The following is a 12,277-nucleotide window of genomic DNA, read 5'->3' as shown; positions in this document are numbered from 1 at the left end:
CTGTAGCGAAAGTTGTAGGTGGTTTTTGGTTTTACGGGGATGTGTGGCTATGTAATTTATTAGAGTATAGTAACACAATTCGCTCGTTTAATTTTTGTTTTTATAATCGAACCAACTAAAATTAAACCATTTATTTGCTTATTTTAACCTTGTTCTTTCCTGATGTTGGTAAGCACTGTTTTAACATTTAGATTTGAGGATGAGTGCAATTAAAACATCATTATATCGTGGTTTATCCATTTTATTGTTAGCTGTGCTATTTTGTGGAGCAGTACATGGTCAGGGCAGGACAGAATATCTGTTAGAAAAAAACTGGAAGTTTAGCAAAGGTGATTTTCCTGAATCTAAAAACCCTGCTTTTGATGATACAAAATGGGAAACGGTAAGTATACCTCATGATTGGGCAATAAAAGGACCTTTTGACGGGAATAACGATAGCCAAAATGTACAGATTGTACAGAATGGTGAGAAAACAGCATCATTAAAAACAGGAAGAACAGGCGGCTTGCCTTTTGTTGGCAAAGCTTGGTACCGGAATACTTTTGTAGCGCCTGCCTTTACAAAAGGAAAAAAAGCCGTCATATTAATTGATGGCGCCATGAGCTATCCCAAAGTGTTCCTAAATGGAGAGGCTGTTGGCCAATGGGCCTACGGCTACAATGCTTTCTCTATTGACGTAACCGACAAAATGAACGTAGGCAAAAATACACTCGCCATCGGCCTGGAAAATTTACCTGAAGCCTCACGCTGGTATCCTGGAGCTGGTTTGTACAGGAACGTGCATATTATTATTACGGATGAGGTAAGTATTCCGGTTTGGGGCACTTATATTACCACTCCTGTAATCAACAAAGATTTTGCACGGGTAAAGATAAGAACTCAGGTAAACTCACTGAGTGGAAATTATACTTCTTTGAGCCTGCAGACGACCATTGTAAATGCAAAAGGTGAAACGGTAGCTTCAGCAACCAAGACTTTGAATGAGGGTGATTTGAACGAGTTTGAGCAGGATTTATTGGTCAGAAGTCCTGAGCTGTGGTCTCCTGAAACACCAAATTTGTATTCAGCCGTAACAAAGTTATATGCAGGGAACACCTTAAAAGATGAATATACCACTACTTTTGGAATCCGTTCCATTAAATATGAGGCCCAAAAGGGTTTTTCACTAAACGGGGTTTACCGCAAGTTTAAAGGGGTTTGCAACCACCATGATCTGGGACCGCTTGGAGCCGCCATAAATGTTGCCGCCCTGCGCAGGCAACTAACATTATTGAAAGATATGGGTTGTGATGCCATCAGAACCTCGCACAATATGCCTGCACCCGAGCTGGTAAAGCTATGCGATGAAATGGGATTTATGCTCATGGTCGAATCTTTTGATGAATGGAAGGCACCTAAAGTTTCAAACGGCTATAGCCACCTTTTTGATGAGTGGGCAGAAAAAGATATTGTAAATATGATCCGTGCCAACAGGAACAATCCTTCTGTGGTAATGTGGAGTATTGGAAACGAAGTGCCCGATCAATCTACTAAAGAAGGTGGTAAGATTGTAAAGTTTTTGCAGGATATATGCCACCGGGAAGATCCAACCAGGCCGGTAACTGCTGGTATGGACAGGATCAAAGATGCCCTGGACAATAACTTTGCTTCGGTATTGGATATCCCCGGGTTTAATTATAAACCATTTTGGTACGGAAATGCATATAGCCGCCTACCTCAAGGTATGATCCTGGGCTCGGAAACGGCTTCTACCGTTAGCTCAAGAGGTGTGTATAAGTTCCCTGTTGTGCCTCAGAAGATGAAAATGTACGATGACAATCAAAGTTCATCATACGATCTTGAATATTGTAACTGGTCGCAAATTCCGGATGATGAATTTGTAATGCAGGATTCACTGAAATATGTGATCGGGGAATTTGTTTGGACAGGTTTTGATTATCTGGGCGAACCTACACCTTACGATGAAAAATGGCCGTCACATAGCTCTTATTTTGGGATTATTGATCTTGCAGGCATCCCTAAAGATCGTTTTTACCTCTACCGAAGCAAATGGAATTCCGAAAAACCCACCCTGCATATTGTTCCCCACTGGACTTTTCCTGGTCGTGAGGGACAGGTTACGCCAGTATTTGTGTACACCAATTACGCATCGGCTGAGTTGTTTATCAATAACAAAAGCCAGGGCAGACAAAGCAAAAATATAACTGCTAATACAAGCAGGTACCGGCTGATGTGGAACGATGTAAAATACGAACCCGGAGAAATAAAGGTAGTTGCCTATGATGAGAACGGTAAGCCTGTTGCCGAACAAACGGTTAAAACGGCAGGCAAACCTCACCATATCCTGTTAGAATCAGATCGTAAAACATTAATGGCCGACGGGAAAGATCTTGCCTACGTTACTGCGAGCGTGGTAGATGCTAACGGTACCTTATGTCCTGATGCAGAGAATAGCTTATCTTTTAAAGTTACCGGAAATGGAACCTATAAAGTAGTGGCCAATGGTGATGCGACCAGTCTTGAATTGTTTCACCTGCCAAAGATGAAGGCCTTTAATGGCAAACTGGTTATTACTGTGCAATCAACAGAACGGGCAGGTAACTTAAATCTGAGTGTTTCTTCTAAAGGTTTAAAAACCGCTATACTGCCAATTCAGACCCAATAACAATAAGATCGGAAGGTATTATTAGGAATGCTTTATTTTATAAAAATCAATGTGAATGACAGATATGCAAAGAAGGTGAATGATCTCGAAGTATCGAAGATCCCTCCATTTCGCTGCGCTAATGTCGAGATGACGATCATTCTATGGAGTCCGTCATTGATAGCGTAGTCAAAGGGCATTTATTTGCGATTTGTCAATCTCAAGAAGTCTTCGATTACGTTCATACTGACGACTGTGGTACTTAACTTAATGACATTGCTTGCCGGGACTTTTATGCTACATCCATAATTACTAAAGAAAAATTAATCCTTAACTTTCTCGTACTTATAAATTTGTGTTCTTCCACTGGCATTATAGATACTATCTTGTTGTATATTTTTGCGGTGTTCAGTTAAATTAACGTAGCTTGAACTTAAAAAGATGGCATCTTTATTCATTGAAACATTTGGATCTTTTGAATAGAAGACTGCAGGACCTTCGCTTTGAACCCTCGCTCTGTAAAGAGCTCTCTTCCAACGGTAAGTGGTAATATCATCATCACCATTTTTTTTACAGCCCAATGTGATAACTAGTAGCATTACAGCCAAAAAGTTTTTTGCCATATTTTTTTTATTGAAAATGAAGAAAAAAAGGATTTTACAAAATTTTCAGGGTGGTATTCTAGTGAAATCATCAAGTAGGTATGATTATCCTTCATACACTTCCTGTAGCGCCAGCGATTTGTGAAAATATACTGAAAAGTGATCACGTGATTTACCCTGTAAACCATTGAAACGTGATTTTAAAACAATAATTAGGAAATCGTTTTATAAAGTGTATAAACTGCCCCTAACTCTGCTCAATGTTTCATTACGCATTCCTAAGTAGCTGGCGAGATAGTGAAGAGGCATCCGGTTAAAAATCTTTGGATAATTTTTCATGAGTATTTCGTAACGGTCTGAAGCTTTTGGGATTCTGGCCAGATTTGCCCTTTCTGATGCTTTAAAGGATTCTATTGCCATTAATTTCCGCCCAATGATGTTGCTTTCAGGGAATCTATCGTAAAGGCTGTCTAGCAACACATAGGGAATGGCAATCAGGATACAGTTTTCCATAGCCTGAATATATTCTACCGAATATTTTTCCTGTTTAGCCGGATTGCTTATTGCACAAACAAACTCATCCTCAAGACTGATCCGCGTGGTGATATCCTTTCCTCTGTGCCTGATAAAGCTCCTTAATAAGCCTTTAACGATAAAATACATACATTCATTGGCATGAAGAGGTGACAGTACAAACTTAGTTTTTTTGATGGTTAACTCATGCGCTGATCCGATGTAAGCATCCATATATTCTTGTGATATTGGATAGTATTGTTGGAAGTAATTAAAGAGGGGAGTGAGATCTGACTGAGGTTGTATGATGGACATTGACTATTGTTTATTCGACAGAATTATCTGTAGTTCTTATTATCGTCAGCTAACAACATTTTTTTTACAAAAAAATCTATGTCTTTTCTTGATACGCATATCTCCAAAAACCTATAACATTGTGTCGCTGAAAAAATGATGCGTTATAAAAAATAAAAAAATCAACATAAACAAGTACCATTTTTCCCCGTTGGTTTTATAGGAATTGTTACCATATTTTGTAAATTATTTTTGTTTCTTATCTGTAAGAAATTCCGACAAAATTTGTCGATGTTGTATACGAGCACTTACTTATAGAGACTGAATCTAATTTCTGCGAAAGTAACGGGTTATTTACGTTGGCTGAAGTGTTTTTGATAAATATCAAAGCTTTTTGTTTCGAAACGATATAATCTACTAATATTATACGTGAAAGGTAGGGTAAGGTTTTACAAATCTTGATTAAAATATCAAATACAGGTTTTGAAATTGCTTTTTAGCTTCAAAAGATGTTTTACAGTAGCCTGTTACTATTTTTAATAGTGGTATTTTTCAGGTAAGTAGGTAAAGAGCGGAGATGACCAGGTTAATTGTATGCTAAGACAATGTAAATAATAAGGTCATACAGGAAATGTAGTTGAAACCATCTCCTGGCTAAGGATGGTCGTCGAAAATTTCTTTCATTAGGGCTTAGACACAATTAATTGCTGTTGAGGTAGTGGTGGAGAAGGGATATTATACAAGCCTGGCCAGATCGCCAGGCTTGTATATTCAAAAGCAATTTTATCAGTGCGTTGGTTGCCTATCTAGATTTTATGAGCGCATTAACAAAGGATAGGCCGCTGTCATATAAATGCTATCTACCATGCAAATTTGAGTCTATAGTTTTAAAGTTTAATGGAGCCTGTACCGAGTCTGTCGAAGTATCTAAAGACTTACATGTTATTACGTTGCATACTCCGAGAGGCTCAGAATGAAATTCTCTACGCTATAGCTTCAATTCTTACTGGATTAGCCTGCTCTCCTGGGCTGAATATAAGGTGTCAATAACGGTAGGTACCGGCAAATAAATTGTCTTGTAGCTAAAGGTAGTGTTTGGCTTGTAATTTGAAAGCATTGCAGCGCTTTCGCCAATTGCCGAAAATACAGTCGTACGCTTTTCAGTAGTTGTGGTATACGTAATCCATGTTCCCTTTGCGCCTGTTGATGTATCAAAAGTATCCCAATCAATTTTCGCACTGCCATTATCTAATATTTCGGCATTGAGAATTGGGCGATTGAAAAGGTTGCTTTCATATTTTGGCCCATACACCATGCCCGTAGCAGTTACGATTAGTGAAGCATTACCACTCGCATCAAACGTCTGCACATTAAAATTCTTCACACCTTCATCTACGCTGAAAATTTTGTTGATAGTTTCAGGTCTTCCTGTTTTCGATATACCGAAAATTAAAGAGTCTTTTTTATCATTCCAGGTGATCTTGATCTTTTCAATTTTGGCATCTGCTGAGAGCAGGCCTTTTAATTGCACGCGAAGTCTTCCTGGCATTATTTTTAAAGAATCAACCTTGCCACTATAAATCGTTTCTCCATCAGCGGTATATTTTTTAAAATCGTCCCATTTGGAGCAGGAAACCATAGCAAGCATTAACGTTGCCATGGTTGTAATCATTATTAATTTTCTGTGTTCCATTTTATAATATTTTTATTCCCTTTTTACATTCAGCACATGGTTCGGCATGAGTGAGATTTGTTGCTTATTTTTATCGGGTATCACCATATACGGTTAGCTCATCAATATTCAAACCTGTTCCACCTACCCAATTCTCGAGGCAACGCACCCGTAGATACCTTACTTTTGGTGCCGAAAGATCACATGGTAAATCATAACCGGCCTCAGCGGTTTGTTTATCCAGTTCATTTTCTACTCCATAAGGTAAGCCTGATGGCTTGGTAATGGTATAAGAGCCTAAAAGAATCCAACTCTTGTCTAGTGCGCCATTGGGGTTAGGATTATCTGAACCATAAATTTCAAAGCGGCGCATAGCCTGAAGGTAGAAATACCTTAGTGGATTGGACTCGGGATAAGGACGCATCCAAATCCGGCTTAGTTTTGCCGACGTACCCAAACTAAAGGTTACCGTATGAGGCCCGTTACCGCCTGCTATCTGTTGTGTAAAACAGGCTTCCCAGCCATATCTGCCATCCCAGGCTTTACTAACCGCTCCCCACATAGGGGGTCACCAGGGAGTTTATATTCCTGAAATCTGGATTTTTGCAGTTGCACTTCGAAGATTGGCTTGATATCCTGATAGATTGTATCGGTCTTATTGCCCCACCTGTCTTGCACAAAGAAACCAAACCGATGCGTGTTAGTATCTAACCCCTAACTTTAGAGAAGATACTGTCTATATTGGTAAAAACACTTTTATCATAATCTGCAACATATTCGTTATATACATTTTTGCCGATTACAATAATATTTACATTACCTTTTGAGGGATTAAGTGCGCTCAGGTTATAGCCGCCAAAAGCATTTTGTAATTTTAAACTTTTAAATGTTTGCCAGATAGGGGCAATAAGCGGCTTTACCTTTACTATTATTGGTTCTGATAACACTCCAGAACGGCTGACAGAGTAGACTTTTACTTCATGTTCCTCCGTATCGGCAAAGCCAATAACTTCCAGCGAGTTGTTGTAGTAGGACGTCTGCGCTTCATATTGTTTGCCCGATGACAAATTATATACTGCTTTTACAATCAGTAACCGGGGATCTTTAGGTACTGTATAGGTAATTGTCGCTTTTCCATTTTGATTAACCACACTTATATTACTCACCTGAGCGGGAGCGCTTGGATCATTGTCGACTGGTTCATTGGTGCTTATTTCTTCACCTTTTTTGCATGAAGCCAAAAGAATGATGGAATAAGCTATTATCGCCAGTATTTTTAGTTTACTTTTCATAAAAATATATTTACATATTTATTTTTTATTCTACCATCCCGGGTTCTCTACCAGATTGGTGTTGCGTCGGGTATCATAATTACCAATTGGCCAGAAATAGTCTCTGGGAGCGATAAAACGCTGGCTGAAGATGAAGCGTTCCTGATAATATGTAGCATCGGTTTTACCAATAATGTTCCAGCCGGTGATGTCTTTTTGAAGTTCCTCTGATGCTTCTTTCCAACGGCGCAGATCCCAGAAACGTTGTCCTTCAAACATCATCTCTATAGCACGTTCCCGGTGGATGATGGCGCGCAGGCCTTCTTTTGTTGTATACTTTGTCGGATTATTGGAGTATGCGCTCCAGGATTCTACAATGCCTTTAAGTCCCGCACGCGATCTTATTTTGTCGAGATATTGAATGGCCAGGGTTGAACCGCCATTAACTTCATTTTCCGCTTCTGCGTAGAGTAAATAGAGATCAGCTGTTCTTACTTCAGGCCAGGGGAATTGGCGCCAAACAACTGAATTGTTATTGGTGGTAGATTCCCAGTTAACCAGTTTTTTGATAAAATATCCGGTTTCACTCCAATTCCTGAAATCGTTACCAAAACCTGCTTTGTCTCCATTTTTTGCTTTTACATAAAAGTTATCTTCGTCACTTCCTCTGTTATTACCGTCTTTCATGTACCAGATGGATCCGTCAAATCCCAGATCAGCATAGAAACGTGGTTCTCTGTCGAAATTGAGCCTGGCGGTTGTAAAACCATTTTTAATGTAGAAACGTTCCTTGTCTGTGGCCGTTCTTAATTGACTATATCTACTGAAATCTAATGTTTTGTCTTCTTCTATGGGTATGCCGTTTGAAGTGTAGAATAGTTTTACCACCTTGATTGGTGGCGCCCATACACCCGCTCCCGGTCCCCGGCCGTTTACACCATTATCTTCAGTAGGTGGCATACATAAATTTTCATTCACAAAATACGATTGTGCATTTCCCCAGATACACTCTACACCATATTTTTTGGTAATGGCATTGCGGATGCTAAGTTGTGTTCTCGTGGTATCGCTTAATCCCAACCCATCATTAGTATAGTTATAAAGTCCAAAGCCGTTATTGGTTGCAGCATCAATAGCGGCTTTTACCGCATCGCGTGCTATTATCCATTTCTGGGGATTATAACTTGGATTAAATAAACTAGTGCCCTCTTTATCTCTGAAGTTTGCAAAGTCACTGTTTCCGTTAAACAGCGGACTCGCAGCCATCATTAATAACTTTGCTTTCATCGCCAATGCTATAGGTTTGGTAACCCTTCCCATTTGTGTATTTTCATCCTGTATACGTTCTGGCAACAGCTTTGCAGCCTCATCAAACCAGTTAGATATGGTGCTTACACATTCATCAATAGGTTTGCGCTTTACATAAGCCCCGGCAAGGTCGGCATCTACAGGTACATTCGTGTTTATTAGCGGTATAGGGCCATACATGCGTAACATGTAATAATGATAAAAAGCTTTGAGGAACAATGCTTCTCCAATCCAGCGTGAACGTTCGGCTGCAGTAATGTCTGGCACTTTGCTTTGATCTGAAAGGTTCTCCAGAAAAACGTTACAGTTTCTTATTCCACCCCAAATTGGCTTGGTTGTTATATTCTGACCTTTATTAGCGCCAGTCCAATCGTTAAAATAAGGTTCTGCTTTGTTTTGTTGCCCTTCCGCAATTCTAAAAGCAGCATGCCATTGTGCCTGGTCATCCTGAGGATACCAGATCTCATCCGCAGCCGTCATGCCAGGATTGTACCAGCCGTCTCCACTTTTAGGCAGATAGGAATAAAGTGTAAATAAATATTTCTCTGCCTCTAATCTTAGTTTAAAAGCATTATCGATAGTAGAAACATTATCAGGTACTACATCCAGATACTTTTTGCATGATGTAATGCCAATGGTAATGCTCATGAGCAATGTAGCCCAGCAGATTTTGCTGATATACCTGTTTTGGTTTAACGGTTTCTTCATTTTATAAATATGAAAGTGTCTTGTTATTACTTAAAAGTTGAATTGTGCGCCGATACTATAGACAGACTGAACAGGATAGCCAAGTCCATTGCCACCCATTTCCACGTCCCACATTTTAAAGTTGCTGAACACGAACAGGTTGGTTGCAGAAAAGTACAATCTCGTACTCCTTAACCTTAGTGCCTTTATTTCGGGGATATTATATCCAATGTCAACACTTTTCAGACGCAGAAAATTACCATTACGCATCCACCATGTTGAGGGCCTGTTATTGGAATAAATTCGATTGGTACTTAGTCTTGGCCAAAAAGCATACATATTTTGTTTATCTTCCGACCAATGGTTATCTGCTATAGCTTGTAACAAATTGTTTTGAAAACCACCATTCATAAAAAATGGCTGTGTACTATCCGGACTGATAAAAAATGAAGACCTGGCCGACCCCTGGAAAAAGAAACTCAGATCAAACCTTTTGAATCCGCTGGATATTCCAAATCCATAAATGATTTCTGGCTGTTGCGGGTAACCGATAGGTACCATGTCATCATCGTTTATGATACCATCTTTATTCACATCCTTATATTTGATATCTCCTCCACGTAGTGTATTATCACCATATTGTACCGGAGAATTGGATACCTCTTTCTCGTCTGCAAACAATCTTTCCGCAATTAAACCCCAGCTTTGAGAAAGCGAGTGGTTAACTCTTGATAAGTAAGCAATGTCTGGAGCATACTGGATTTCATCACTTACTTTTAATTTACTGGTTGCGTAAGTAAAGTTTCCACGTACATTTAACCAGGCACCACCGCTAAAAGAGCGCTGATAGGCCAATGTGAAGTCTACACCCTGGGTTTCGGCCTTCCCAAAATTGGCAAAAGGTAAAGCTTCAAAGCCAGCGGCAGATTCTACACTGGATTTTGGTTGCAATATTTGTGAGCGAAACTGTTTGTACACTTCTACGGTAAGGTTGAGATCTTTAAATGCGGTTAAATCCATACCAATATTTAAAGATCTGCTTACCTCCCAGGTAATGTTGTTATTGGCATATCTGGAAATCGAAATACCCGGACGATTATAAAACGGAATTCCATCTCCTGTTCCAAATGATGCGCCATAGCCGCCATCATTTAGGTTAACATTAGAGAGGTAGAAAAAACGGTCACCAATATTACCGATCTGATCATTTCCTACTAATCCGTAGGTTGCCCTGAACTTAAGCTGATCGATCACACTTTTTAATGGCTTAAAAAACTTTTCATTAGAAATGCGGTAACCTATGCCCGCAGAAGGGAAAAAGCCAAACCGGTTATTTTTTGCAAAACGTTCTGAGCCATTATAGCCAAAGTTAAATTCAGCCAGATACCGGTCATCAAAGCCGTAAGAGAAGCGGCCAGAAATACCTTGATTACGTTGCGGTAAAGATGCCGTTAGGTCATTGGCGTCAGCTGCTTCATAGTTGGACATAAAAGATATTAAAGAGCCACTTACCGCATGTTTTTTAAAGGTTCGATTGTAAGTTAGTGCACCTTCAAGCCAAAAACGCGAATCGAGCTTTTTCCCCGTCTGCTGAAAGCCAAGATACTCTGTACCCGGTGTTCCTGCAGTTACGCCAGTTCCGCTGTTCAGTACATTTAAACTGTAATCAAGCGTTGTCGGGTCAACAATTGCTTCATAGTAAAAAGGATTATAACTCCGGTCTGCCGAATAGAATGAATATCTTCTTAAATAAGCCATTGTTCGGAAATTTAACCCCGGAGTGATGGCGTTTAAATTTTGCTGAAGTTCAAGCTGTGGTTGTATATTAGATGTTTTGTATACGCTATAACCTTTCACCATTTCTGCGTATGGATTTACATAAAGTGATGTAGTCATTCCTCCTGCATCTACAATACGGCCGGATCCAAATAAGGGGTGATCGGAATAGGGTAACTTTGATTTGGGATAAACAGCAGGGAACATTACCGGATTAGCCCAAAGAACATTATTAAATGATAATCCGCCACCGCCTATTGGCCCGTTATAGTCGTCAAATTGTCCATACATCCGAATATTAAATTGTGTAGTGCTGGTAAGGTTGAGGCTGATATTGGAACGAATGGAGTAGTTGGCCAGTTTAATATTACTGTTGAAGTTATTTATAGGGTCTACCTTTAAAACTCCATTGTCCTGGTTATAAGTACCCGAGATATAATATTTTGTACGTGCATTACCGCCACTGATATTAAGATTATAGCTTTGATTTAGCGTTCGCTTTTTAATCATTTGATCCATCCAATTGTTATTAGGGTAGAGGTTAGGATCATCTCCCGCAATGGTGTGGTTGATTTTGCTTTCACTATACGTAGGTTTAGCCAGTGGCGACCGGGTAAGCAATGCCTCGTTAGCCAAACGCATATAATTAATATTATCTGCCAGCTTGAAGTTTTCTGTATTGCTTGACATGCGGTTTTCAGCACGGAAAAAAATGCGTCGCACCTTCTTTTCCCATTTTTGTATTTACGAGTACAACTCCGTTTGCGCCCCGTGCCCCGTATACTGCTCGCCGCAGCTGCGTCTTTTAATACCGAAAAGTCTGAAATATCATCAGGTTGCAGACGGGCAAGGTCGGTAGTTGATGATTCAACTCCATCAATCAAAATCAATGGATCCTGTTTACCTGAACCAAATGTAGAAAGGCCACGGATAAAAAATGAAGAGTTGTCTGTTCCCAAGCCGGGCTCGCCACTGCGTTGAAAGGAAATCATTCCTGGTATTCTGCCAGCAAGGGTATTCGTTAGGTTTCCGGTCGGACCTTTTAGATCTTTCACATTCACTGTTGTGATCGAACTAATGGCACTTGCCTTTTTTTGTGAACCACCAAAACCTGTAATTACGACCTGGTTTAATGTATTTTCACTCGATTTTAGCATGACGTTAACAACAGGACGGCCGTTGATGGCAACTTCCTGCTTTTCAAATCCGGTATAACTAAATACCAGAATACCATCAGAGGGTACTTTTATGGCGTATTTTCCTTCGGCATCTGTAGAAACTGTTGTTTTTGAGTTTTTTAATTGTACCGTAACGCCTACAATTGTTGTGGTATCAGAACTGACCTTGCCTTTAACCATAATTTCGTTGTTTTGCGCGAGGCTGATGCCTGGAGCAATTAGTAGAAATAGTAAAAGGATTTTAGGAATAATTTTTTTTGTAAAATTTGGTTAGTCATATATTGTGTTGTTTGGAGTTTTAATAATTATGATTGGAGATCATTTAAGACTAA

The 12,277-nt window shown here is 39.7% G+C and carries 7 protein-coding genes and 2 pseudogenes; 1 reads left to right on the top strand and 8 read right to left on the bottom strand.

From position 1 onward, the window contains the following. Positions 1–199: 199 nt before the first annotated feature. Positions 200–2,665 (top strand): beta-galactosidase GalB, encoded by a 2,466-nt coding sequence (galB, locus tag ACQ86H_RS23140; protein WP_138820331.1) that lies wholly within the window; start codon positions 200–202, stop codon positions 2,663–2,665. Between the two features lie 302 nt (positions 2,666–2,967). Here galB and ACQ86H_RS23135 read toward each other — a convergent pair whose 3' ends face one another. The 8 genes and pseudogenes from ACQ86H_RS23135 to ACQ86H_RS23100 form a co-directional block, all read right to left on the bottom strand. Further along, positions 2,968–3,243: a hypothetical protein gene (locus tag ACQ86H_RS23135; RefSeq protein WP_431292642.1), complete on the bottom strand. Its 276-nt coding sequence runs from the start codon at positions 3,241–3,243 to the stop codon at positions 2,968–2,970. A 228-nt stretch (positions 3,244–3,471) separates the two neighbouring features. Continuing rightward, positions 3,472–4,074, bottom strand: a complete 603-nt coding sequence (locus ACQ86H_RS23130) for a Crp/Fnr family transcriptional regulator (protein WP_138820334.1) — start codon at positions 4,072–4,074, stop codon at positions 3,472–3,474. Between the two features lie 982 nt (positions 4,075–5,056). Continuing rightward, a complete protein-coding gene (locus ACQ86H_RS23125; RefSeq protein WP_138820336.1) occupies positions 5,057–5,746 on the bottom strand; it encodes a DUF4998 domain-containing protein in 690 nt (229 codons plus the stop codon). 70 nt (positions 5,747–5,816) lie between these two features. Further along, complete coding sequence (locus tag ACQ86H_RS23120; protein WP_431292641.1) at positions 5,817–6,287, bottom strand: DUF5000 domain-containing lipoprotein; 471 nt, start codon at positions 6,285–6,287, stop codon at positions 5,817–5,819. Then, positions 6,218–7,017 (bottom strand): annotated as a pseudogene (locus tag ACQ86H_RS23115) (DUF4959 domain-containing protein). Before ACQ86H_RS23115 ends, ACQ86H_RS23120 begins: the two are co-directional and overlap by 70 nt. A 30-nt stretch (positions 7,018–7,047) precedes the next feature. Beyond that, positions 7,048–9,012 carry a RagB/SusD family nutrient uptake outer membrane protein gene (locus tag ACQ86H_RS23110; protein ID WP_431292640.1) on the bottom strand — a complete coding sequence of 655 codons (1,965 nt, stop codon included), beginning with the start codon at positions 9,010–9,012 and terminating at the stop codon, positions 7,048–7,050. A gap of 30 nt (positions 9,013–9,042) precedes the next feature. Beyond that, positions 9,043–11,457, bottom strand: a complete 2,415-nt coding sequence (locus tag ACQ86H_RS23105; RefSeq protein WP_431292639.1) for a SusC/RagA family TonB-linked outer membrane protein — start codon at positions 11,455–11,457, stop codon at positions 9,043–9,045. 155 nt (positions 11,458–11,612) lie between these two features. Beyond that, a pseudogene (locus ACQ86H_RS23100) lies at positions 11,613–12,125 on the bottom strand (carboxypeptidase-like regulatory domain-containing protein); the annotation flags it as partial. Positions 12,126–12,277 lie beyond the last annotated feature (152 nt).

The organism is Pedobacter sp. P26 (assembly GCF_050632135.1).
Classification (GTDB): domain Bacteria; phylum Bacteroidota; class Bacteroidia; order Sphingobacteriales; family Sphingobacteriaceae; genus Pedobacter.
This window is presented reverse-complemented; position numbering and strand designations above follow the sequence as displayed.

What these genes read in the sequence shown, in the direction of transcription:
- galB (WP_138820331.1), top strand. Translation starts at nt 200, where the DNA reads ATGAGTGCAATTAAAACATCATTATATCGTGGTTTATCCATTTTATTG.
- ACQ86H_RS23135 (WP_431292642.1), bottom strand. Translation starts at nt 3,243, where the DNA reads ATGCTACTAGTTATCACATTGGGCTGTAAAAAAAATGGTGATGATGAT.
- ACQ86H_RS23130 (WP_138820334.1), bottom strand. Translation starts at nt 4,074, where the DNA reads ATGTCCATCATACAACCTCAGTCAGATCTCACTCCCCTCTTTAATTAC.
- ACQ86H_RS23125 (WP_138820336.1), bottom strand. Translation starts at nt 5,746, where the DNA reads ATGGAACACAGAAAATTAATAATGATTACAACCATGGCAACGTTAATG.
- ACQ86H_RS23120 (WP_431292641.1), bottom strand. Translation starts at nt 6,287, where the DNA reads ATGTGGGGAGCGGTTAGTAAAGCCTGGGATGGCAGATATGGCTGGGAA.
- ACQ86H_RS23110 (WP_431292640.1), bottom strand. Translation starts at nt 9,012, where the DNA reads ATGAAGAAACCGTTAAACCAAAACAGGTATATCAGCAAAATCTGCTGG.
- ACQ86H_RS23105 (WP_431292639.1), bottom strand. Translation starts at nt 11,457, where the DNA reads ATGTCAAGCAATACAGAAAACTTCAAGCTGGCAGATAATATTAATTAT.